Below are 22,155 nucleotides of genomic sequence, written 5' to 3'. Positions count from 1 at the left end.
AGGCGAGGCACTGCCTAGTGCGATCGCCGATCTTCTGAAGAGACGGCCTCGGCGACGCGGTCCGCCAGGGCGCGCAGGTGGTCGATGAGTTCGGGTGGTTCGTGGACTCGGAATCCGAAGCCGAAAAGACCTATATAAACGGCCAATTCGTCGAGCGAGTTCGAGCCGGTGTGCAGCAGACAGTGCCCGTCGTCGATCGCCTCGACGAGGCCGACGGTGGGTGCGATGCGCGCGGCCGCCACGGTTGCGGGTACGTCGAGGGTGACGCGTGCCCGGTACCGGTAGGGAGCGGTGCTGACGCCGTGGGAGACGAAATCGGACAGGCCCGGCTCCGGCGCCTCGCGCGGAGCGAACCGCGGGCCGTTCGGGATGCGCGGACGCAGGCGGTCCACCCGGTAAGTGCGCCAATCGGCCCGGTCGACATCCCAGCCGACCAGGTACCAGTGCCGTCCGGTGTGCACGAGCCGATGCGGTTCCGCCGCCCGGCGGATCTCGGTGCCGCTGTGCGTGCGGTAGTCGAAGCGGAGCTGTTCGTGGTCGCGGATCGCGGCGGCGATAGCGGTCAGCACGTCCGGGTCCACCGCCGGGGTTCCGGCCGGCATGCTGACCGTGGCCGCCTGCAGTGCCGAGACGCGGTGGCGTAGCCGGGTCGGAAGGATCCGCTCCAATTTGGCCAGCGCCCGCAGCGAACTCTCCTCTATGCCCGCGATGGTCCCGCCCGCCGCGGTCCGCAGCCCGAGGACGACTGCGACGGCCTCGTCATCGGTCAACAGCAGTGGCGGCAGCTGCGCTCCCGCGCCCAATCGATATCCGGCCGCGCCCGCGACCGCGTGCACGGGATAGCCGAGGGTGCGCAGCTTCCCGATGTCGCGGCGGACGGTCCGCACATCGACCCGCAGGCGTTCGGCGAGTTCCGCGCCGGTCCAGTCGCGGGGTGTCTGCAATAGGGACAGCAGTTCGAGCAGTCGGGCCGAGGTTTCCAACACACCGAAATTCTGCCCGAAAGCTAGGGCGGAAGCTGTCCTAGCTGGGTTCTAGGGTGGTTTTCATGAGCACAGAGATCACTCCCTTCCGGATCGACGTCCCCCAAGAGCAGCTCGACGATTTGAATCGACGGCTCGATGCCACCCGCTGGCCCGATTCGGCTCCCGGAGTGGGCTGGGCCCAGGGCATCCCGCTCGACTACACCAGGGAGCTGGCCGACTATTGGCGCAACATCTACGACTGGCGCGCCCAAGAGGCCCGGCTGAACTCCTTCCCGCAGTTCCGTACCGAGATCGACGGTCACGACGTGCATTTCATCCACGTCCGTTCGGCTGAACCCGACGCGTTGCCGCTGGTGCTCACGCACGGATGGCCCGGTTCGATCGTGGAGTTCCTCGACGTGATCGGGCCGTTGACCGACCCGGTGGCGCACGGCGGCAACGCCGAGGACGCCTTTCACGTCGTGGTGCCGACCATCCCCGGGTACGGGTTGTCCGGCCCCGCGGTGGGCTGGTCGACCACGCGGGCCGCCCGGGCCTGGGCGGTGCTGATGGATCGCCTCGGCTACGACCGATACGCCGCGCACGGTGAAGACACCGGCGCAGCCATTTCCCGTGAACTGGCGGTGATCGACGCCGAGCACGTCGTCGCCGTACACCTGACGGATATGGCCTCGGCCACCGTCGAGACCGCCGACCCCGACGATCCGGCCGAACAGCGTGCCGTCGAGCTGGCCCGCCGCTACGAGTACGAACTCGGCGCGTACGCGATGCTGCAAGCCACCCGCCCGCAGACGCTGTCCTACGCGCTCACCGATTCACCGGTCGCGCAATTGGCCTGGATCGTCGAACGATTCAAGGACTGGACCGACTCCACGAACGCGCCCGAGGACGCCGTCGACCGCGACGCGATGCTGACCAACGTCATGATCTACTGGCTCAACGGCACCGCGGGCTCCTCGGCACGCTACTACTACGAGGGCGCCGCCACCTGGGGCATGCCCGAGCCCTACACCGACGTTCCGGTCGCCGTAGCAGTTCTGCCGCACAACATCGGCGTACCCGTGCGCCGCATCGCCGAACAGAACAACAACATCGTGCGCTGGACCGAATTCGACCGGGGCGGCCACTTCGCCGCCATGGAAGAACCCGACCTCATCATCGGCGATCTGCGCGCCACGTTCAGCGCATACCGCAAGTAGGAAGCCGGGCGGCGCGCTCTTCCCGAGGATGGCGGCAGTAGCTCCGATATTCTCCGAGCTACTGCCGTCATCCAGGAGATACATGCCCACGGGAATTCGCTCCACGACACGCACGCTCGCACGGTTCGCGGCGGGAGGACTGCTCGTCAACACCGTCCCGCACGCCGTCAAGGGCCTGGCCGGAGAACGGTTTCCCACCCCGTTCGCGAATCCGCCCGGGGTCGGCCTGTCCTCCCCGACCGCTAACGTCGCGTGGGGTGCGATCAATCTCGTGATCGGCAGCGCACTGTTGCGCGGCGGACTGCGGACGACGGGTGAGAAGGTCACGACAGGGGCCGGTGGCGCGCTGATGGCGTTCGGGCTCTCCTACTATTTCGGTCGTCTCGACCACACGAATCGGGGACCAACGACTCCTTTCCTCGCGGCGCCGGACACCTAACGTCGGCCATATGAACGAGCTACCCACCGGAGACACCATCGAGAAGGCCGTCCTCCTCGCCGGCCGGGCGCCGTCGCTGCACAACAGCCAGCCCTGGCACTGGACCTTCGACGGCCACGCGCTACGGCTGTTCGCCGTGCCCGAACGCAGGCTCCCGGCGACCGACACCGCCGGGCGCCAGATGCTGATCAGCTGCGGCATCGCACTGGGCCATCTCCGCGCGGCCATGGCCGCCGCAGGCTGGCGGATCGTCGTCGCCCGCTTCCCGGATCCGAACCGTCGCACTCATCTGGCCACCATCACGTTCCAACCGGCCGGCTTCGTGACCGAGGGGGACCGTGCCCGCGCCGATGCCATCCTGCGCAGGCACACCGACCGGTTGCCGTTCGCGGCGCCCACCGGATGGTCTGATTTCGAAACCGTGTTGCGCAGCACCTTCGACCCCGCCGACGCCACCTTGACCGTGCTGCACGACGACAGCCGCCCCACGCTGGCCCGGGCATCCGAGATGAGCGCGTCCCTGCGCCGCTACGACCCTGGCTACCACGCCGAACTGCAATGGTGGACAGGGCACGTCATCGCCGACGCAGGGATCCCCGAGGAAGCTCTGATCTCCGAGCAGGAACGGCAGCGCGTGAGCGTGGGCCGCAAGTTCCCCACCGTCACCGGCGACCGGCGTGCGGAGGTCGCCGACGACCATTCGGTCGTCCTCGTCCTGTCCACCGGCGACGACACCGCCGACGACCTGGTGCGCTGCGGCGAGGTGCTCTCCACGGTGCTCTTGGAATGCACCCTCGCGGGATACGCGACCTGCCCGCTCACCCACCTCACCGAAGTCCCGCAGAGCCGCGCCGCCGTCCGCACGCTGCTCGCGGGCTCCGAGGTCCCCCAAGTATTGGTTCGTGTCGGCTCGACACCCGCGACCGCGGAACACGCTCCTCAGACGCCGCGCCGCGCGCTCGATGAGATCCTGGACATGCCCGAGTCCGCGGAGCGCGCGGACTGAGGTCCCACCGGCATCGGGACGTTCGGCACACGCTTTCCGGGCAGCAGTACCCTCCCGTCGGCCACGCTGCTCGAGCAAGCTGTGCTCTATGCCACCGCGTCTCATTCCCCGATGGCCGCCGGACGGAGCAACGGACCCGGAGGCCGTGCCCCTGGCGGTTCCCGCGGTGGTGCTCGCTTCGATCATGTTGCTCGGGATGCTCGTGGCGCTGGTCGTGATGCTTCCCGACTGGGCCCGCGACTACGGCGCGGGCCTGGTGTACTTCGCTGTCGTGATCTACTCCGCTCTCGCGGTCCGGCTGTTGTGGTGGGGGTTGGCGATGCTGCGTGCCCGTGTGCCGGAGACCGACGAGGAGGGCGCCATGAAGAACACCACGGCGGCGACCGCACCGGCCCGGCCCGGCGAAGCCATGACGGACGCGAGAGGGACCAAGGACCTCGTATCCCGGGCGGAACGCCCGTATTCTCGCGGCGCCGGCCCGCGAAGGCTGGGAGCATGACCGCGAACGATGAAGCACCCGCTGTCTCGGTCCCCGGGCACCGAGACCTCCTGGCTGCGCTGCGTCTCGCCTGCCGGGCGCCTTCGGTCCACAACACCCAGCCGTGGCGCTGGGTGTTCGACGGCAGGCGCCTGCATCTCTACACCGACGCGGATCGCCTGCTGCCCTCCACCGACCCGCACGGCCGCCAATTGGTGATCAGCTGCGGAGCCGTGCTGCATCACGCGCGCACCGCCTTCGCGGACCAGGGTTGGCACACCGACACGACGCGCGTACCCGACCGGCAGCGACCCGATCATCTCGCGGTGATCGAATTCCGGCACTGGCCCGACCCACCCGAGGCCATCCACACCCGGGCACTCGTCATCAACCGGCGCCGCACCGATCGGCTGCCGATGACCGAACCGGAAGGCTTCGCCGACCTTCTCCCCCGGCTGCGGATGCTGACCTCCCCGCACGAGGTGGAACTCAGCGTGCTGGACGACAGCGCCCGGCCCCGGCTCGCCGCCGCCTCCCAGCAAGTCGGCGCACTACGCCGTCACGACCTGCTCTATCAAACCGAATTGGAATGGTGGGCAGGGCATTCGGAGGCACCCGACGGCGTCCCCGCCTCCGCGCTGGTGTCGGACGCGGAACTCGCCCGAGTCGGAGTCGCACGCGCGTTTCCCCCGGCCCCGCATGCGATGCGACGCGCCCGACTCGACGATCACGCGCGGCTGGTGGTGCTCGCCACCGAAGCGGACTCTGTGACGCAGTGGCTGCGCACCGGCGAAGCATTGTCGGCCGTGCTGCTGGAATGCACCGCCGCGGGGCTGGCGACCTGCGCGCTGACCCACGTCACCGAACTGCCCACCACCCGTGGGTTGCTCAGCAGCCTCGTTCCCCGGCCGGCGATCTCGCAGGTACTCCTCCGGGTCGGCTCCGCACCCGACGACACGGACACGATCCCGCCGACCCCCCGCCGACCGGTGACGGAAATCTTCACGGTCACGGGCTCCCACTGAACCCGCTGCCACTGCGGCGGTACCCGGCAAGGCCCGCGCCGACGTGATCGGCCTCGGTGTGACCATGGTCCCGTCGGTGCGGGTACGACGCCTCTCACCGGTCCGGGGCCGGACGAGAAGTCTCGTCGATATCAACCGCGATCCATCCGTGAAAGGCACACGTCATGAGCTACCACCGCGACCCTCTCGCACCCGCGGTGCACACCGCGCACGAGTGGCTGCGCACTTTGAGCGACGGACTCGCCACCGAAGACCGGGCGTTCGCGCACCGTGCCCTACGGGCGTGGCTGCACACCGTGCGTGACCGCATCGGCGTCAACGCGGCCGCGCACCTGAGCGCCCAGCTGCCCGAACTGCTGCGCGGGATCTTCTACGAGGGCTGGGTGCCCGCGCACGTGCCCGTCGCGCACGACGTGCCCTCGTTCCTCGATCAGTTCGCGCGGGAAGCGGGCGTGTCCCGGGACGAGGCCTACGCCCTGGCCGGCGCGGTGACCGATGCGCTGGCCGATCTGTTCTCGCCCGGGCAACTCGATCACGTGTTCGCGCTGCTGCCGGAGGATCTGCGCGCGGTGCTGCGCGGAAGCGACCTCGCGGGGACGTTGCAGGACGCGGCGCCGGTCACGCAACCGGAATCTTCTCGTCTCGACGAGGTCGACGCCCGGCTCCAGGCACTCACCGACGCGGTGGCGGTCCTGGCGCACAGCCTCGAAGGACTTTCCGGTGGCGCGCCACCCGACTCCGCGCAGGTATCGGCCGCCCAGCAAGTCCACCGGATCCTCATCGGAGAAGGACTCACCCGCTCCGACGCGACGACGCCCTGACCGATCGCTGCCGGTCTCGGTCCGACGGCGTCCCCGGCGCGCCGCACGTCCAGCTCTCCGCGGCTTCGCGCCGGTAAGGTGACCACGCCCGCGCGAACCCGCGGCGGGCGCGGGAAAGGACTTTGGTCCGTACCGGGCGACCCGCCCGGTACGTAGTGTCGACTCCACACCTGCTCCCGGATTGGACACTCGATGATCACGGTGTTTCTGGTCGACGATCACGAGATCGTCCGCCGCGGCCTCGCCGACCTGCTCTCCGGCGACCCGGAACTCTCCGTGGTCGGCGAAGCCGGGAATGTCGCCCAAGCCCTCGCCCGCATCCCCGCGCTCCGACCGGACGTCGCCGTTCTCGACGTGCGCCTGCCCGACGGCAACGGCATCGAATTGTGCCGGGAACTGCTGTCCAGGCTCGATGATCTGCGCTGCCTGATTCTCACCTCGTTCACCGACGAACAGGCGATGCTGGACGCGATCCTCGCCGGAGCCAGCGGCTATGTGGTCAAGGACATCAAGGGCATGGAGCTGGCCGAAGCCATCAAGGAGGTCGGCGCAGGGCGTTCGCTGCTGGACAACCGCGCAGCCGCCGCCTTGATGCAGCGGTTGCGTGCCAACACCCACCACGACGGGCCGCTGGCCGCGCTCACCGACCAGGAACGCAAACTTCTCGACCTGCTCGGCGAAGGACTGACCAACCGCCAGATCGCTCAGCGCATGTTCCTCGCCGAGAAGACGGTGAAGAACTACGTATCCCGCCTGCTGGCCAAGCTCGGCCTGGAGCGGCGCACACAGGCTGCGGTCTACGCGTCCAAACTGCGGTCCCGGCCGTCCGGCTCCACCCTCGACTTCTGACCGTCGGCCACGGTCGGGACGATTTCGCGCGGGGCCGGACCGGTCCGTGTTTTGTTCCGGGCCACTTCGATGCCGAGAAACGCCGCGTATTCTTCCGCTTCCCGCCGGCGTTCATTTCCGGAACCAGGTGAAATATTCTGGACCCATGGCGAGCAGTCGCGCTGACGACGTTCCGGTAGCAGCGGAGACGACTGATTACGCGTCGGCCGATGCCTATTCCGTGCGCGATACGCTCTCGCAATTGCGGCTGCGCGAACTGCTCGGCGAGGTCAAGGATCGCATCGAGCAGATCATCGACGCCCGCGACCGGATGGACGGCCTGATCGAGGCCATGCTCACCGTCACCTCCGGCCTCGACCTGGACCGCACCCTGCGCACCATCGTGCACACCGCGATCTCCCTGGTCGACGCCCGCTACGGCGCCCTCGGCGTGCGGGGCCACGACCAGCAGCTCACCCAATTCATCTACGAGGGCATCGACGAACCCACCCGCGAGCAGATCGGGGACCTGCCCCAAGGCCACGGCGTGCTCGGGTTGTTGTTCAGCCAGCCCAAACCGATCCGGCTCGACAACCTCGCCGATCACCCCTCCTCGGTCGGATTCCCCGCTCATCACCCACCGATGCGAACCTTCCTCGGCGTGCCCGTCCGTATCCGCGACGAGGTCTTCGGCAACCTGTATCTCACCGAGAAAGCAGGCGGGCAGCCGTTCACCGAGGACGACGAAGTCATCGTGCGCGCCCTGGCCGCCGCTGCCGGCATCGCCATCGACAACGCCCACCTCTACGAATCCGCCCGCACCCGCCAGGCCTGGATCGAAGCCACTCGCGACATCACCACCGAATTCCTCGCAGGCACCGCCTCCGGCCGCGTCCTGACCCACCTGGTCGAGGCCACTCAGCGGCTCACCGGGTCCGAGCGGACCTTGCTCGCGGTCGTCCCGGATCCCGAGAGCCCGCCCGAAGAGATCACCGAACTGCTGGTCACGCACGCCGCGGGCGCTCCGCATGACCAAGGGCTGCTCCAGCTCCCGTTGGGCGATACCACGATCGGCCAGGCTTTCCGGCAGCGTTCGCCCCAGCGGGTGGACGACGCGCGCCGCGCCGATCTCGGCAAGATCTTCCCCGATGCCGGGCCCGCCCTTGTGCTGCCGATGCGGACCTCCGACTCGACCGTGGGCGTGCTGGTGGCGTTGCGCGCGACCGAGTCGGCTCCCTACGACGACGAGATCCTCGCGTTGACCGCCGCCTTCACCGACCAGGCGGCGCTGGCGATGCAGCTGGCCGACGCGCAACGGCGCATGCGGGAACTGGACATCCTCTCCGACCGCGACCGCATCGCCCGCGACCTGCACGACCACGTCATCCAGCGCCTGTTCGCCGTCGGGCTGAGCCTGCAGGGCGCCGTCCCCCGCACCCGCGTCCCCGAAGTGCGCGAACGCGTCACCGAAGCGATCAACGACCTGCAAGATGTCGTCCAGGAGATCCGGACCTCGATCTTCGACCTGCACGGCGGCGACGGCCACAGCACGGGAGTACGCCGACGCATCGAGGAAGCCATCCGTCAGCAAACCGCTCCCAGCGACATCCGCACCTCCGTGCGCATCAGCGGACCGCTCTCGGTGATCGAACCGGAACTGGCCGACCACGCCGAAGCCGTCGTCCGCGAAGCGGTCAGCAACGCCGTGCGCCACTCCGGCGCCGAGGCCGTCTCGATCGACGTCACGGTGGCCGATGATCTCACCGTCGTCGTGGAAGACGACGGATGCGGTGTGCCCACCGACATCACCCCGAGCGGTCTGACGAATCTGGCCCGGCGTGCCGAACAGGCGGCGGGAACCTTCACCGTCGCTGCCGCTACCGGGCCGGACGGGAGCCCCGCGGGCACCAGGCTGTGCTGGCAAGTGCCGTTGCGCTGACCGCGAAGCCCAGTCAGGACCAGCTGTCGTCGAGCGAGGAGACGCCATGGCGGAGGAGTCGGTCGAATGGGGTGGGGCGCTGTGGGCTGCAGCCGACCTCGTGACCCCGATGGCGATCCGGGTGGCGGCGACGTTGCGGCTCGCCGACCACATCGCCGCGGGGAGACAGACCACGGGTGCGCTGGCCGCGGCGGTGGATGCGGACCGGGACGCGCTGGGCCGCCTCCTCGACCATCTGGTGACCGCCGGAGTGCTGTTTCGTGCGAGCACCGGCAAGTACGGCTTGACGGCGTTGGGTGAGCGCCTGCGCGACGATGATCCGGAAGGAGTGCGACGCTGGATCGATCTCGACGGCGCCATCGGCCGCGCCGATCTATGCTTCGTCCAGCTGTTGCACACCGTTCGCACCGGTGAGCCCGCTTTCCCGCGCCAGTTCGGCCGGACGTTCTGGGACGATCTGTCGGCGGACTCCGTGCGGGGCGCGTCGTTCGACGCGCTGATGGGGGCCCGCCTGGTGGAGGACGCGCCCGTGGTGGCCGCGGCCTACCCATGGGGCGCGCTCGGTCACCTCGTCGACGTGGGTGGCGGCGCCGCCGACTTGCTGATCGCCATCCTGCGCGCCCATGGCGAACTGCGTGGGACAGTCCTCGATCTGCCCGGCCCGGTGGCACGCGCCGAACAGGCCATCGCCTCCGCCGGGCTGGCCCATCGAGCCCGCGCGCAGGTCGGCAGCTTTTTCGATCCCCTTCCCGCGGGAGCGGGTGGCTATCTGCTCTCGGGCATCCTGCACGACTGGGACGACGACGCTGCCGCCCGGATCTTGCGATGCTGCGCCGAGGCGGCCGCGGAGACCGGAAGGGTACTGGTCCTCGACCACATCGGCGCTGTCGACGGAAACGCACTCGACACCGAGGGAGACCTGCGAATGCTCTGCTACGTCCGTGGCCGGGAACGCACCCTCGACCAGCTGCGCGAACTGGCCGAGTCGGCCTCCTTGCAGATCAGCTCCGTCGTACCGGCTCGCTCGCGCTCGCTCATCGAGTTACGCCCCTGGCGCCGATCCGATCACCCATAGAACCGACACCACCTCCGAGCGCCGTATTGTTCCGGCCGCTGTCATTCCGTCCAGCAGATTTCGGCACGGATTGCGCTGCGCCGCAGCGGATCCCGCAGAACCCTCAGGACTCGAACAGCAGGTAGAACACCTTTCCGTAGCGAACTCGCAACCCGCCAGGCGCTCTACCACCGTTCTGACACCTCACGCCAGGGGCTGCTGCCCGGCCGCACGGCGGCCACCAAAGCGCCGGTTCCCCAGGACAAGGGACGACGATCGCGCTACACCCAGCGTCCGTACCGGAATCGTATTCTCACCCGGGACCGTCGATTCCTGGTTCCGCTAGGCTGCCTGTGTGTCGGCAGGACGAACTTCTGTCAGCGGATTGCCGCCGGCGGCGGCCAACGATTTCGTGGGCCGCGATCGGGAGCTGGAGAGAATCGGGCTGGCGTTGCTGGGCGGTACTCGCCTGGTGACGTTGATCGGTGCGGGTGGCATCGGAAAGACCCGATTGGCGACCGAGGCTGTGCAGCGCTTCCAACGGGCGCGGCGCGTCCCGGTGCACTGGGTACGGCTGGCAGTACTGCCTCGGGGCGCGGAGGCGACAGCAGTGGAGGAACAGATCGCGGGCTCGGTGATCGAGGCCGATTTCTCCGGAAGGTCGGCATGGGACGCCGTACTGGACACGCTGCGCCGCCGCGACGCAGCCGGGCGGAATGTGCAGACGATCCTGGTCATGGACAACTGCGAACATGTGCTCGACGGCGCGGGCGCTGTGATAGCCGGCCTACTCGACGCGGTACCCGGGCTCACCGTGCTGGCCACCAGCCGCGAGGCGATCGGGTGGGTCGACGAGCAACTGGTGCCGGTGCCCGCGCTATCGCATGAACAGGCGCTTGCTTTATTCCGCTCCCGCGCCGACCTTGTCGGGCATACCCTCGCCGACGAGGAAAAGGACCTGGCCTCAGCGATCTGCCGGCATGTACACAATCACCCGCTCTATATCCGGCTGGCGGCCGCCCGACTGTCCCGTCAGCCGCTGCCCCTGATTCTGCGTGACCTCAGCGGTGCGGCGGGCGACCGGCGCTTGCAGTGGCAGAACGGACCCAGAGTCGGAGCGGACGTCCGGCATCGTGGCATCCGCGATGTCATCGCTTGGTCCTATGACCTCTGCCGGGACAAGGAACGGCTGCTGTTCGACCGCCTGTCGGTGTTCGCGGCCGGGTACGACATCGGCAGCGACAGCCCCGACGCGGCCGGACAGGATGTCGGCGCCGAGTTGGAAGCCATCGAAGCGGTCTGCGCCGACGACGAACCCGGCCGTGCGGACGGATTGGCCCGGGCCGAGATCGAAGGCCTGCTGGTCCGGTTGGTGGATCAGTCCTTGGTCTCGATCCACTTGACCGAGACCACGGTGCGTTATTCGATGGCCGAAACCATTCGCCTCTTCGCCCAGCAACGCCTCCGGGACCACGGTGCGGAAGCCGAGCGGCTGGCGCGCAGGCACCGCCGCTACTACCGCGACAAGGTGGCTGCGGCCCGTGCCGGTTGGTTCGGGCCCGACGAGCAGGCGCTGCTCGATTGGGCGCGGGCCGCTTGGGACAACCTGCTGTCGGCCATGGAGAGCAGTATCGCCACGCCGGGCGAGGCGGCGGTCGGACTCGAGATCGCCGCCGGGCTGATCGCCTTGCGCATACCGTTCTTTACCGGCTCACTGCGGGAACCGCGCCGGTGGGCTGAGCGCGCGCTCGCGGCAACCCGGGACCTCGATCCCGAGCCGGTACCGCTGCAGGTCGTGGCGATGTCACTGATTGCCTGGATCAGTATGTGCCAGGGGGTGCACCATGATGCCGAACACCTGCTCGACGAATGCGTCGCCCGCTGCGTGCCCGGCGGCGCAGACCGATTGCGCTGGCGCGAGGAACCCGACGTGGACCTCGGGCTCCCCGCTGCGGTCGAATTCGCCCGAGGTGCGGAATTGATGCTGATTCGCTGCGATACGCGGGCGATCGACGTCCTGGCCCGGGCGCGGGCGCGTTTCGCCGCCGAGAGTGACGGGGGCGGTGCCGCGATGAGCGAATTGTTCGAAGCGCTGGCCGCCGCGTTCTTCGGCACAGCCGAACAAGCGTTGGAAACTTGCCGCGTCCACCTCGGCAATGCCGAGCGTTCGGGGGCCCAATGGGCGATCTGCTGGGCGAAGCTGGCATGGGTGATCGCGGCGAGTAAGCACGGCGACATGGACGAGGCGCTTGCCCTGGGACGCGCGACATTATCGGAACAGCTCGCGATGCGCGACCGGTGGGGCGCGGTATGGGCCGTGCACATGCTGGCATGGACCCTGGCTCGCATGGTCGGCGCCGTCGGCGATGAACCGTCCGCAGCCGTGACGGCACAGGCGCGTGATATCGCACGCCTGCTCGGCGGCGGGGCCACGCTTCGTGCAGGGCTAGGCGTGGATATCGCCCACCTCGGCCCGTTCGCCACCGAGACCGAACTCGCCGCAGACACCGCCCGGAAGATATTGGGGGACGACGCCTTCGCGGAGGCCGAACGAGAGGGTGCCCTGTTGCGGCCGGAGTTGGACGAAGTGGCGCAACTGGCACTGGGGAGCCTGTCCATGGACAAGCTGCCCGTCGAGCATCCGGTCCGGCGTAGCCGCCCCTCACCGTGGCCCCAGCTGTCGGAGGCCGAGCAGGAGGTCGCCGTACTCGCCGCGGCGGGGTGGACCAACACGGCCATCGCTGCCCGACGCGGCAGTTCCTACAAGACTGTCGACGCGCAAATGGCCGCTGTACTTCACAAATTGATGATCAGCTCCCGAGCAGCTATCCGCTCTTTCGTACCGGCCGATCGACAAGCCCACGTGAGCGCCGAAGCCGCGCGCAGGCCACAGCGCGGCCGTTCGAATCCTCGTCTCTGATCCCCGGCGAAAGTCCGCGTCACGCTCGGTGGCGAAGCCATCTGGCCACCGCCGGATCCGGCCATCGCTTGAACGCCTACCCGCAGTTCACCACTGAGATCGATGGCGAGAACATCTACTTTCTGCACATCCGGTCAGCTCGCGCGGACGCGCTGCCGCATGGACGCCCTGCACGAATCGCCTCGCGTCATACCTGCCACCACCAGTTGATCGATGACATTCCTGGGGCTTCGGCTGATGAATCGGTAGGTGAATCGTTGATGGTGAAACGGTCCGCCACGGTTCGACCGTCTACTTTGTACCGTTCCACGTCGAGCGCCCAATCGAGGTTTCCGCGGATCACGTGCCGTAGACCGTGGAGATAGTGACGGGTGTCTCTGCTCAGCCCGCGGGTCTGTGCTCCGGCGAGGAGGAACCGGCACATGATCCGGTCGCGCAACCGCACGGCTCGGGCGATGGTCTCGTCCGGCCCGCAGGCATGGCGCGCTGCGATCACCGTCAGCAGGTTGTATTGGTTGCTTTCGTTCAAAGCCACTGTCTTGGGGTGGGAGTGTAGGTCGTTGTCCAGTGCCGCGAGCACACGTGTCATCTCGGTCAGTGCCCGGACCCGAGGCAGCTCCAACTCTGCCGCGGGAGGTTCGTACTCGTTCACCAGTTCTGTGATGACGGTGACGACCTCGCCTGCCGCGTTGTTGATCCGGATGGCGAGATACTCGTCGACGCTCGGCGTCGTGGTCGTACTCATCTCGGCGCAGACTCCGAACAGCCAGGCACGGTGGGCCTGGATCCATCGACGATGCTGAACCGGTGTCACACGGCCGGCGAACCGTGTCGAGATATCGATGAGCCCTCGCACGAGCGGGTCTGCCTGCGCCAATTCCGAGCCGGGCGCCTCCAGCACGCGCACGAGCTTGTTGGCATAGGACACGAACCCACCGAGATCCTTCGACAGCGGACCACGGTCGAAGCGATCGTCGAACGCGAACCCCCAGTAGGCCCAGTCCGAAGCGATCTGCAGTCGATCGACGCAGCCGTGGGGTGCCATCCTCGCCATGAACTCGGCCGATCTGGTCGCGACCAGTGCGCGTCCCTGGTGGGGATCATCGAGGAACCCGCCGGCCCTCAACCAACCGATCGACCGGTTTTCCATCGTGCCGACTGCGGGATGGATGTTCGATTCGATCGGGCAGAAGATCCCGGGCAGAGCAGGCTGTTCGGGAACTTTCATCGGTCACCTTCTGCTGACGGCCGAGCAACGCCCCGACTGGCTGACTGGATACGTATCCGCAGTTCGCGAGGATGCAGGGCCATCGCCACCGCAGGACGGACCCGTTTGCCGACGCGATGGCGTATCCGCCACCGACTGGCGATCGTGGCCAGTGCCAGGGACAGTTCGGTGAGAGCGAAGGCCTCGCCGACGCATCGCCGCGGTCCGGCGCCGAATGCCATGAACGCCTTCCGCGGGACCGGCGGCTGCGTGGTGTCCCATCGGTCGGGATCGAAGCGATTCGGGTGCTGATAGAGATCGTTGCGCCGGTGCAGGAGGTAAGGGCTGTACACCAGAGAGGTTCCGGCGGGAAGGTCGTAGCTGCCCAGTCGCGTATCGGCCGTGACTGTTCTGGTGAACAACCAGCCGGGGGGATAGAGCCGTAATGCTTCGGCGATGATGTGCCCCGTCAGCGGCAGGTCGGGCAGGTCCCGGTAGCGAGCCGGAGCCCCGTGGAGCACCCGGTCCGTTTCCTTGTGCAGACGTTCCTCGATGTCGGGATGAGCCACGAGCAGATGTAATGCCCAGGCCAGCGCGCTGGCGGTGGTCTCTGATCCGGCGATGAAGAAGGACATGAGCTGATCGCAGATCTGGCTGTCGGTCATGCCGACGCTGATGCGGGTGGTTGTGGTCGTCTCGGTGGGGACTCGGGCCGCGAGCATGGCCGAAATCAGGTCCCCGTGGTCGGTGTCATCGATCCGCCGTTCGGCGACGATTGCCGTCATCAACTCGCGGAGACTTGCGTGCGCTCGCCCATACCGGCGATTCCCGGGAGTCGGTAGCCGATTCAGCAGTGGCGGCGACAGCATCTGTCGGTACAGCCCGTTGACGATAACCGCGACATCGTCCAATGCCCGATCGCGGACGTGCGGCGCGAGCGCACCGGAGAACATAGTCGCCATCACCGTTTGAGTAGCCAGGCGCAATGCCTCGGCCAACATATCCACGACCTGACCGTCGCTCCAAGCAGCGGTCATGGCATCGGCCTCGGCCGTCATCGCTCGGCCGTAGTTTTCGAGCCGGGAGCGACTGAACGTCGGCTGGATCAAATGTCGCTGCCGACGATGCATACTGTGCGGGCAGGTTATCACGTTGTCACCCACCACTTTTCGCGCTATGTCGAATAATGGGCCACCCTTGTCGAAAGTACGATCGTCACGAAGGACTCGATCGGCAATGTCCGGGTCACAGACCACGACCGCGGCCCCAGGACCGATTCGTATCTTCACGAGTTCATCGCCGGCATCGGCCAGAGACGACAAAAACGCCAGCGGATCTCGCAGCAACGCCACAGCATGACCGACCGGCCAGACCGAACCCGACGCCGGTGGGATCCCTGACTCAGCCATTGCGGGCGCCCAACCGGCGACGAGTGGCGCCAATAGCACTCCAGCTGAATACGCGGACGTCCCTCGCTTCCTCTACTCGCATATCTGCGACTCGCTCACCTTCGTATTTCGATCTTCAATACCGTCGAGCGGTGATACGGAAGCACGCGGAACCGGTCACTCCGCCCCCATCCAACCCTCGAGCGGAGTGCGGCCCGGATCGAGCCAACCGGCCACCGCTCTCCAATCGGCGGGAGTCAGGCACCGACCCGGGTCCGGACCGGAATCCGACGATGTGAATTCGGGGTATGAGCGCAGCGTGGCTTTCGAACCTGCGGCGGGGGTGGGCTTCGCCGCTGCGGGCGCGGCGGGCGACGGGCAGGTGGACCCCGCCGAAGCGGGGCGGCAGATCCTGTCGGGTCCGTTCGACATCAGGAGCCGACCTCGTGTACGACCAACTCGCCACGCGCTGTCAGGGCCGACTGCAAGACGGTTCGGAATACTGTCTCCGACAGATGGCCCTGCGGTGTGATCACCGCCTCCGCGGCTGCCCGCCGACATTCGGCGAGCAGATCGACGAACGCCGGCGGCAGCCCCTCGCTCCCGCACCGTGGCTCGTGGAACACCGTTCCCAGCTCGTAGCCGAGCGCGTTCGCGGCAGCGCGTAATGTGTCTTCTGCCGCGTCGCGTTCGCCGAGCAAATCGTCGCGCAGGTACCCGTAGGCAAGGGGCAGTACGTCGGTCATCGCAGACACCGTTTCTGTTCATGTCGGCCGGCTCAGACAAGCGTCTGCCTCGACCGACGGCAACCCTTTCCACCGGTCTCCCTCGAGCGCGAAGGCCGGCCTTCGAACGTCCGAACCCGGCGATGGAGTGCCGACCGGGTCTTTTCGCCGGCATCACCGCGCGTTCCGCGGCGCAGTTGGCGATCACACCCGGCGAGAACCCCTCGATCCCGCTGGGCGTAGCCGCCGACCACCGACAAACCGAGGATTCCGGGATAGGTAGAAAAGACACATCGGTAGCCGGAGTGCCTGCACTACGTATGGCCGCAACTACGGTTCTCCACCTGTCCCGAGGAGACGCTCGGCGACGATCGCCTTCGGACTCGTCGCAGTAGCCGACCTCGACGTTGCGCTCGTCGAACTCCATCGATTGCCCGCGGATCGAAGCACGGGGGCACCGTGCGGATGTGGCCGGATAAGCACCTCGGCGTTTTCGCGCGAAGCGCCAGCGGTGGTGACTACAGGCAAATGGTTGATCGCGAACTCGGCGAGCATTCCGCGTTGGTTCCTACACACGGCGGCGCCGATCACCAACATTCTCAACGATTTCGGCGTCCCGTCCTTCTCGCTGCTGGACGTCGTCTGCTGGATGGTGGCGATCCCGGCGACCCTTGTCCAGCCGACGGAGACTCGCTACCGCCACCCCAGGGCAACGCTGACGCCATTACGCCGAACCCGCCACCTCCGTCGAAACTGGACCCCGGTTCGATCACCGCCCTCATGCAGGCTCTGAACAACAACGGCGTGGTGCCGATATCGGCTGCGCGGCCGCCCCGCCGGAGTCACCGAGATAACCCATCGCCATCTTGGAAGAGATCACAAGTCGATCCGAATTCGAAGCCGAGTTGGCGCAGCAAGCTCAACCAGCAGGTCAGTCCCCGTCCGGATAACCCCATTCGAGATCGATGTCCGCTTCAGGCGCAATATCGCGAATGACATTTGTGACGTCGCGTTCGAAGATCTTGCTCCACTCGCCGAACCCGCGGACGATGATCGGGCCGTTCTCGCTGGTTGCCTTCACCCAGGGCGGGTTGTGAAAGACGCTGACCACCGTCCACGGGTCGATCCCGTGCTCCTTCAACACCTTTTCCACCGCCACCTCGATGGCGTCGGCCTCCGCTGGAGAGGAGAGCTTTTCGACGTACAGCGAGAGATGAATGTTCACGGACATCAGCGGTACCCTCCTGCGATCCCTATCGATCTGGACTGTATCCGCCGCCGATCCGCAGAGCCGAGCGGCGGCATCCACTGTGCCCGCAATCTGCACAGCGCGAACGCGGCGTTGGCGCTTGCTCGACGTCATCGAGGCACTGGTCGCCTTGACTGGCCAGGCCCCTCAGGACTCGAACAGCAGGTAGAGGCCGGTGAAGGTGAAACCGACCATGGTCAGCATCAAAGCCAGTTGGCCGGTGACCCGATGTGCCGGCGGCAGCAGTCGCAGGCAGCGGTCGTGCGCGGCGGCGACGCCGAGGATGTGCCCGATCACCACGGCCAGCACCTTGATCGTCCCCAGTGCCGCGGGGTGGGTGGACAGAATGTAGGCGACATCGCGGTCGGCGAGACCGGCGAGATTCCATCCCCGCCCGAGCGGATCGGCGAGCAGGAGCGCCGTGGCCTGGCCTTTCTCGACCAAGAACGTGAGGTAGTGGGCGATCAGATAACCAGCGACGATCGGAGTCAGGCTGTGCGCGAGGCGAGCCGGAAGACGTCTGCGCTCGGCTTCGGGCAGGCCGCCGGTCGCCCGGGCGGCGGTGCGGAAGACGCCCCCGACGACGACGATGAAGCCCAGCAATCCCACCGTGTTCAGCAGGGCGGGAAGGACGTCGGATCCGCTGCTCCCGGCGTCGGCCAGCAGCCCGCGCCATGAAGGAAACGTGGTGAAGCTGTCGAACGCGGTCGAGCCGAGCAGAGTGGCGGCCACGGCCACCCCGCCGATCCGGGCGGGAGTGCCCGCCAGGTTGTTCAACGGCGATCGCAGCACGAGTTCGCCGGTATCGCGACGTCCGAACGGGCTCAGCCTGCCCAGCAGACTGCTGTACACCTCGAGCGGGTCGGCGCGCTCGGCCCATATGCTGCCGCACACGAGCAGTCCGGTCGTGTTCACGACGAGGTATGCCACGAACCAGGTGGTCACCGCGGCGACCGAACCCGGTTCCGGATAGGCGAGTTCGAGCCATACGAACGAGAACAGGCCCAGCACCGCGGGCCACTGCCCCCAAGAACTGCGATAACGGATCCAACCGTGGCTGGGCTGACGCCGCCACACCAGACAGACGGCGCGATGCACCGCCCGCACCGGGGACAACACCCGCCAGACGGGTCCGGCGACCAGTGAGGCGACCATGACTCCGACCCACAGGAAGATGTAGACGACGCCGGGAACGGGATTGCGCGCCGGGTCGGAAGGACCGAAGAGGCCGATCACGACGACGGCGATGGTGACGGCCACGCTGATCGCCGAAATCGCGGCCCGGACCACCCTGGCGTCCACGACGGCCCGCACCGGCGCCGGGAGCGCGTATCCCGGTGATCGTGGCTCCAGCCGCGGTTCACGCCAGGCCAGCACCAGCACCGCGAACGAGAACGTCAAGGCCCAGGCTGCGCCGACGAGCGCGAACGACAGAGGAATCGGCAGGTCGGTGGCGCCGCCGATGCCGTGGGCGAGAACCGTCATCCGCGCACGAGCAGCGTCGCCACCGTGCGCCGGGCGTGGTGCAGTTCGATCTCCACCCGCCCTGGCACGTCCACGGCGAAACGGAACCGCTGGCCGGCGCCCGGGGTGATCGCGAAGGTGTGCTCGGGCGCGGCATGGACATGCAGTTCGTCATCGGTGTCGCTGTCGACAACGACCTCGATCGGTCGTCCCACCCGTGTCTCCAGACGGGCGTCGGCCGGGGTCACCGAGCCTGCGGCGATCCGCACGGTGACGACGAGCGCGTCCGAGTCTCCGGCCGTCACGCTCGTCGACGGGGCGGTAGCGGGATCGGAGGCAGCGCAGCCGGTCACGAGCAGACCACTCAACAGCACGAGCGCGCCCCAGCGGCGCACGGACGCCATCATTCCTCCTTCTCCGCGCCGTGCTCGGACGGCGAACCGGGTGCCCGATCGCGCTCCTCGGCGCGACGATCACGCAGAGCGACGACAACGACGACAGCGACCACGACCAGGGCGGGCAGGAATGCCGGTATAGCGAGCAGGATCGAATGATCGGCCAGCACGTCCACGCCGTCGGCGCCTCGGGTCATCGCGAAACCGCCGGTTCCGCCTCGGTCCTACGGCTCACACGTGGATACCGATCGTTGATCCGCGCCGCGCCCCAGGACAGCGCCCCGACGAGGACGAGGCTGCACACCAGTACGACCAGCGATGCCGCGCCGAACAGCCAGGACGGGTAATCGAACGAGCGTTCCCGCTGCAGCACGGAGATCTCGCCGATGAACGGGCGGGTGAACGAGGCGAGTGCGGGGACCTCTTCCACACCGATGCCGGGGTCGGCGGCCATGAAGATCGGCGCTGCGGTCAGGACGCGCCCGTCCTGCATACGCAGGACGGTCTTCCACGAGCCATGAGCCGGGACGGGTTCGGTGGAGACGTAGTGCCCGGGACCCACTCGCTGCAAGTGGTCGACGACCAGACCCCGGCCCGGACTGTCGGAGCCGATTCCGCCCTGCCAGGACAAGATCTGCATCCATTCGGGGTCGGAGCCGACGAGATCGGCGGGCGTGACGCGGACGTCCGCCAGCACCATCCGGCCGTCCGGCCCCGGCTCGGCGTCGCGCAGCGTGACCGTCGCGGTGGCCTGCTCCGGAACATCGATCAGCAGCCCGTTGGCGGTCGTGGCCGCCACGACGAGGACCGCGGCGACCATCAAGCCGCGCCGCACCGGCGGACGCGGCAGCGGTTCGCCGCGCAGCGTCATGGCCAGCAGCGCGCCGACGACACCGCCCGCGATACCGGTGGGGACGGCCATCGCGAGCAGTTCAGGCCACATCGCCGCAGGCCACGGATTGACGAACATCGCACGAACCCAGAGGGATTCGAGCCACAGCCCGACCGTCGCGATCGCGAGTCCGCACACCGCGCCCCACCAGATGGGTCGACGGGTGAGCGGCAGCAGCGCGAGCAGTTCCACCACGATCGCGCAGCCCAGGTAGAGCGGGAAGACATTGCGTGGCGCGTCGATGATCGGGCCGCCGACCAGCACCGCCACCACCGCACGGACCGCGGCGGCGAAGCCCACCACCACCAGGGTGCTCAACGGCCCCAGGCTGGCGCGAGCGGCGACCAGGGAGACGGAGGCCGCGGCGGCGATCAGCATCGGCTGCAGGACGAGCCGGAACTGCTGCACTCCGAAGTCGTATTCCACCTGGAAGACCGACAGTCCGATGAGCAGGCCGCCGAAGGCGAAGGACCGCAACAGCCACATCAGTCTGCCGTCGGCTCGGTCCGGGTCGGGTCGGCTGTGCCTGCCCTCGAACTCGAGCAGCAGCACACCGACCAGCGACAGGCCGGCGCCGCCGATGAGCATCAGATGCGTCGGCCCCCAGAGCGTGACGTCCTGACCGAACAGCCGATGCCAGACGTCATCGAGCGGGAAGCCGATCAGAGCGTAGAGGCCGGATCCCGCGATGAGGATGCCGCCGACGGGTGCGTACCAGCCGCGGGTGATGCGCACCGCCGCGGCGCCGGGCTTTTCGTCCAGTGGCAGCACGATGGCCGACATCCCCGCGGTGAACAAGAAGAACAAGCCCGCCAGGATGAAGTAGTGCGCCGGATTGGCCAGCGGCCCGTTGTCCCGGCCGTTGCCCACGTGCAGGCTGACGTCCCAGATGAAGCCCAACAGGGCGGTCAGGATTGTCGCGAGGAACATCGCGAGCGGCAGGGCCACCCAGCCGGGGCGGTTGAACAGCCGCCCGAGGCGGTCGGCGAGCCGCTGCAGCCAGGTGATCCGCCGGGTGCGATGCAAATAGCCGACCCACAGCAACACGAGGGCGACGAGCCCGGCGGCGCCGGTCATGATCGCCACTTGGTCCAGCGCCGCTCCGCCGCCCTCTGCGCCCGGCGCGGCGAACCATGCGACCGTTTCATGCGCCGCATCGCGCATGGGAGACCTCCATCACACGAAAGGGATATATGTTACGAACGGTACCATGAAAATCCGGAGTAGCGGCCGGAATTGCCCCGCCACCCGTGGTCACCCGACGATCGGCAGGTCGCGTTCCTCGTCCAGCCTGCTCAGCGCGCCCTGCATTATTCCGGTGACGTGCTCGTAGGCCGCCTCGACATCGAGTTCGGCATCGAATTCGGCCCGCAGATCGATCGGGTCCAGGAACTCGACGATGATCTTGCTGGGCAGGGGCAGATGTCCCGCGAGGTCACCGATGTCCAGTCCCCAGGGAAGGGCGATCGAGATCGGGAACACCTTCAGGCGCAGCATCCGGTCCAGCCGCAGCAGGCGGGCGATCCGGTCCCCACGGGTGAGTACCAGCTGGGTCTGCTGCGCACCGATGTTCACCACCGGCACGATCGGCACCCGCTCCTTCCAGGCCAGGCGGAGGAAACCGGTGCGCCCGGCGAAATCGACGCGATCCTCCTCCCAGGTCGGGCGGTGCACCTCCCAGTCACCGCCGGGATAGACCAGCACCGCAGCGCCGGCGCGCAACGCTTGCGTGGCGTTGCCCGGATCGGCGCTCACCGTGCCGAAGCGGCGCAGCAACGAGCCGATCACCGGGTAGGCCATCACCATGTCGTGGGCGAGCTGGAAGAACGGCCGGTCCGGGCCGAAACGGCGGACGAATGCCAGGGTGGTCACCATGACCTCCGGCGACACGTTTCCCCCGGAGTGGTTGCTGACCAGCAACACCGGCCCCTCCGGGGGTATTCGTTCCAGGCCGCGGACCTCCGCCCGGAAATAGAGGCGGACCAGAAGCCAGCCGATGTCCATGGTGTCGGCGATGAACCCGGGGTCGCGATCGGCGGGGTCGGCGGTGGGAACCCGCGCCTTCACCTGCCGCGCGACCCAGTTCGCCGCTTGATCGACCGTTCCGGCGGCCGTTCGAAAGACGCTCATGGACGACAAC

At 67.8% G+C, this 22,155-nt stretch carries 20 protein-coding genes and 1 pseudogene; 11 read left to right on the top strand and 10 right to left on the bottom strand.

Features of this window, described 5'->3' with window-relative positions; all coding sequences use genetic code 11:
* Positions 1-14: 14 nt before the first annotated feature.
* A complete protein-coding gene (locus ABZ552_RS21835; protein WP_281880152.1) occupies positions 15-986 on the bottom strand; it encodes a YafY family protein in 972 nt (323 codons plus the stop codon).
* Between the two features lie 62 nt (positions 987-1,048).
* Between ABZ552_RS21835 and ABZ552_RS21830 the strand changes: the two genes are divergently transcribed.
* The 11 genes and pseudogenes from ABZ552_RS21830 to ABZ552_RS21780 form a co-directional block, all read left to right on the top strand.
* The gene (locus ABZ552_RS21830; RefSeq protein ID WP_357439326.1) at positions 1,049-2,185 is read left to right on the top strand and encodes an epoxide hydrolase family protein; all 1,137 of its coding nucleotides are present in this window, start codon (positions 1,049-1,051) and stop codon (positions 2,183-2,185) included.
* A gap of 82 nt (positions 2,186-2,267) precedes the next feature.
* Complete coding sequence (locus ABZ552_RS21825) at positions 2,268-2,624, top strand: hypothetical protein (protein ID WP_357439323.1); 357 nt, start codon at positions 2,268-2,270, stop codon at positions 2,622-2,624.
* Positions 2,625-2,634: 10 nt separating this feature from the next.
* Positions 2,635-3,630: an NAD(P)H nitroreductase gene (locus ABZ552_RS21820; RefSeq protein ID WP_281880147.1), complete on the top strand. Its 996-nt coding sequence runs from the start codon at positions 2,635-2,637 to the stop codon at positions 3,628-3,630.
* 88 nt (positions 3,631-3,718) lie between these two features.
* The gene (locus ABZ552_RS21815; protein WP_281880146.1) at positions 3,719-4,129 is read left to right on the top strand and encodes a hypothetical protein; all 411 of its coding nucleotides are present in this window, start codon (positions 3,719-3,721) and stop codon (positions 4,127-4,129) included.
* A complete protein-coding gene (locus ABZ552_RS21810) occupies positions 4,126-5,133 on the top strand; it encodes a hypothetical protein (protein WP_281880145.1) in 1,008 nt (335 codons plus the stop codon). The genes ABZ552_RS21815 and ABZ552_RS21810 overlap by 4 nt, the downstream gene beginning before the upstream one ends.
* Before the next feature lie 164 nt (positions 5,134-5,297).
* Entirely contained in the window at positions 5,298-5,954 is a 657-nt protein-coding gene (locus ABZ552_RS21805) for a DUF2267 domain-containing protein (protein ID WP_281880144.1), read from the top strand.
* Positions 5,955-6,146: 192 nt separating this feature from the next.
* A complete protein-coding gene (locus ABZ552_RS21800) occupies positions 6,147-6,803 on the top strand; it encodes a response regulator transcription factor (RefSeq protein ID WP_281880141.1) in 657 nt (218 codons plus the stop codon).
* 145 nt (positions 6,804-6,948) lie between these two features.
* A complete protein-coding gene (locus ABZ552_RS21795; protein WP_281880139.1) occupies positions 6,949-8,721 on the top strand; it encodes a GAF domain-containing sensor histidine kinase in 1,773 nt (590 codons plus the stop codon).
* A 46-nt stretch (positions 8,722-8,767) separates the two neighbouring features.
* Positions 8,768-9,796: a methyltransferase gene (locus ABZ552_RS21790; RefSeq protein WP_281880138.1), complete on the top strand. Its 1,029-nt coding sequence runs from the start codon at positions 8,768-8,770 to the stop codon at positions 9,794-9,796.
* A gap of 334 nt (positions 9,797-10,130) precedes the next feature.
* Positions 10,131-12,695: an AAA family ATPase gene (locus tag ABZ552_RS21785; protein ID WP_281880136.1), complete on the top strand. Its 2,565-nt coding sequence runs from the start codon at positions 10,131-10,133 to the stop codon at positions 12,693-12,695.
* Positions 12,578-12,853 (top strand): annotated as a pseudogene (locus ABZ552_RS21780) (epoxide hydrolase N-terminal domain-containing protein); the annotation flags it as partial. The gene ABZ552_RS21785 and the pseudogene ABZ552_RS21780, both read left to right, overlap by 118 nt.
* A gap of 29 nt (positions 12,854-12,882) precedes the next feature.
* On the opposite strand, the gene ABZ552_RS21775 reads toward ABZ552_RS21780, so the two are convergent.
* The 9 genes from ABZ552_RS21775 to ABZ552_RS21735 form a co-directional block, all read right to left on the bottom strand.
* A complete protein-coding gene (locus ABZ552_RS21775; protein WP_281918336.1) occupies positions 12,883-13,923 on the bottom strand; it encodes a hypothetical protein in 1,041 nt (346 codons plus the stop codon).
* On the bottom strand, positions 13,920-15,311 hold the full coding sequence (locus tag ABZ552_RS21770) for a cytochrome P450 (protein WP_357439316.1): 1,392 nt from the start codon (positions 15,309-15,311) through the stop codon (positions 13,920-13,922). Before ABZ552_RS21770 ends, ABZ552_RS21775 begins: the two co-directional genes overlap by 4 nt.
* Before the next feature lie 410 nt (positions 15,312-15,721).
* On the bottom strand, positions 15,722-16,036 hold the full coding sequence (locus tag ABZ552_RS21765) for a hypothetical protein (RefSeq protein WP_281880133.1): 315 nt from the start codon (positions 16,034-16,036) through the stop codon (positions 15,722-15,724).
* A gap of 910 nt (positions 16,037-16,946) precedes the next feature.
* Positions 16,947-17,378 carry a hypothetical protein gene (locus tag ABZ552_RS21760; RefSeq protein ID WP_281880132.1) on the bottom strand — a complete coding sequence of 144 codons (432 nt, stop codon included), beginning with the start codon at positions 17,376-17,378 and terminating at the stop codon, positions 16,947-16,949.
* A gap of 33 nt (positions 17,379-17,411) precedes the next feature.
* Complete coding sequence (locus tag ABZ552_RS21755) at positions 17,412-18,749, bottom strand: hypothetical protein (RefSeq protein WP_281880131.1); 1,338 nt, start codon at positions 18,747-18,749, stop codon at positions 17,412-17,414.
* The gene (locus tag ABZ552_RS21750) at positions 18,746-19,132 is read right to left on the bottom strand and encodes a hypothetical protein (RefSeq protein WP_281880129.1); all 387 of its coding nucleotides are present in this window, start codon (positions 19,130-19,132) and stop codon (positions 18,746-18,748) included. Before ABZ552_RS21750 ends, ABZ552_RS21755 begins: the two co-directional genes overlap by 4 nt.
* Positions 19,132-19,320 carry a hypothetical protein gene (locus ABZ552_RS21745; RefSeq protein WP_281880128.1) on the bottom strand — a complete coding sequence of 63 codons (189 nt, stop codon included), beginning with the start codon at positions 19,318-19,320 and terminating at the stop codon, positions 19,132-19,134. The genes ABZ552_RS21750 and ABZ552_RS21745 overlap by 1 nt, the downstream gene beginning before the upstream one ends.
* Positions 19,317-21,179 (bottom strand): hypothetical protein, encoded by a 1,863-nt coding sequence (locus ABZ552_RS21740; protein WP_281918335.1) that lies wholly within the window; start codon positions 21,177-21,179, stop codon positions 19,317-19,319. Before ABZ552_RS21740 ends, ABZ552_RS21745 begins: the two co-directional genes overlap by 4 nt.
* 90 nt (positions 21,180-21,269) lie before the next feature.
* On the bottom strand, positions 21,270-22,145 hold the full coding sequence (locus ABZ552_RS21735) for a lysophospholipid acyltransferase family protein (RefSeq protein ID WP_281880125.1): 876 nt from the start codon (positions 22,143-22,145) through the stop codon (positions 21,270-21,272).
* Between the last annotated feature and the right edge of the window lie 10 nt (positions 22,146-22,155).

Source organism: Nocardia sp. NPDC019219 (assembly GCF_040632645.1).
GTDB classification, from domain to species: Bacteria; Actinomycetota; Actinomycetes; order Mycobacteriales; family Mycobacteriaceae; genus Nocardia; species Nocardia sputorum.
Note: the sequence above shows the minus strand (reverse complement) of the source record. Positions and strands in the feature narration are given on the sequence as shown.

Excerpts from the sequence above, each read along its gene's own strand:
- ABZ552_RS21740 (WP_281918335.1), bottom strand. The coding sequence starts at position 21,179 with ATGCGCGATGCGGCGCATGAAACGGTCGCATGGTTCGCCGCGCCGGGC.
- ABZ552_RS21745 (WP_281880128.1), bottom strand. The coding sequence starts at position 19,320 with ATGACCCGAGGCGCCGACGGCGTGGACGTGCTGGCCGATCATTCGATC.
- ABZ552_RS21815 (WP_281880146.1), top strand. The coding sequence starts at position 3,719 with ATGCCACCGCGTCTCATTCCCCGATGGCCGCCGGACGGAGCAACGGAC.
- ABZ552_RS21755 (WP_281880131.1), bottom strand. The coding sequence starts at position 18,749 with ATGACGGTTCTCGCCCACGGCATCGGCGGCGCCACCGACCTGCCGATT.
- ABZ552_RS21820 (WP_281880147.1), top strand. The coding sequence starts at position 2,635 with ATGAACGAGCTACCCACCGGAGACACCATCGAGAAGGCCGTCCTCCTC.
- ABZ552_RS21830 (WP_357439326.1), top strand. The coding sequence starts at position 1,049 with ATGAGCACAGAGATCACTCCCTTCCGGATCGACGTCCCCCAAGAGCAG.
- ABZ552_RS21800 (WP_281880141.1), top strand. The coding sequence starts at position 6,147 with ATGATCACGGTGTTTCTGGTCGACGATCACGAGATCGTCCGCCGCGGC.
- ABZ552_RS21795 (WP_281880139.1), top strand. The coding sequence starts at position 6,949 with ATGGCGAGCAGTCGCGCTGACGACGTTCCGGTAGCAGCGGAGACGACT.
- ABZ552_RS21765 (WP_281880133.1), bottom strand. The coding sequence starts at position 16,036 with ATGACCGACGTACTGCCCCTTGCCTACGGGTACCTGCGCGACGATTTG.
- ABZ552_RS21775 (WP_281918336.1), bottom strand. The coding sequence starts at position 13,923 with ATGAAAGTTCCCGAACAGCCTGCTCTGCCCGGGATCTTCTGCCCGATC.
- ABZ552_RS21760 (WP_281880132.1), bottom strand. The coding sequence starts at position 17,378 with ATGACGTCGAGCAAGCGCCAACGCCGCGTTCGCGCTGTGCAGATTGCG.
- ABZ552_RS21805 (WP_281880144.1), top strand. The coding sequence starts at position 5,298 with ATGAGCTACCACCGCGACCCTCTCGCACCCGCGGTGCACACCGCGCAC.
- ABZ552_RS21825 (WP_357439323.1), top strand. The coding sequence starts at position 2,268 with ATGCCCACGGGAATTCGCTCCACGACACGCACGCTCGCACGGTTCGCG.
- ABZ552_RS21810 (WP_281880145.1), top strand. The coding sequence starts at position 4,126 with ATGACCGCGAACGATGAAGCACCCGCTGTCTCGGTCCCCGGGCACCGA.
- ABZ552_RS21770 (WP_357439316.1), bottom strand. The coding sequence starts at position 15,311 with ATGGCTGAGTCAGGGATCCCACCGGCGTCGGGTTCGGTCTGGCCGGTC.
- ABZ552_RS21750 (WP_281880129.1), bottom strand. The coding sequence starts at position 19,132 with ATGGCGTCCGTGCGCCGCTGGGGCGCGCTCGTGCTGTTGAGTGGTCTG.
- ABZ552_RS21735 (WP_281880125.1), bottom strand. The coding sequence starts at position 22,145 with ATGAGCGTCTTTCGAACGGCCGCCGGAACGGTCGATCAAGCGGCGAAC.
- ABZ552_RS21790 (WP_281880138.1), top strand. The coding sequence starts at position 8,768 with ATGGCGGAGGAGTCGGTCGAATGGGGTGGGGCGCTGTGGGCTGCAGCC.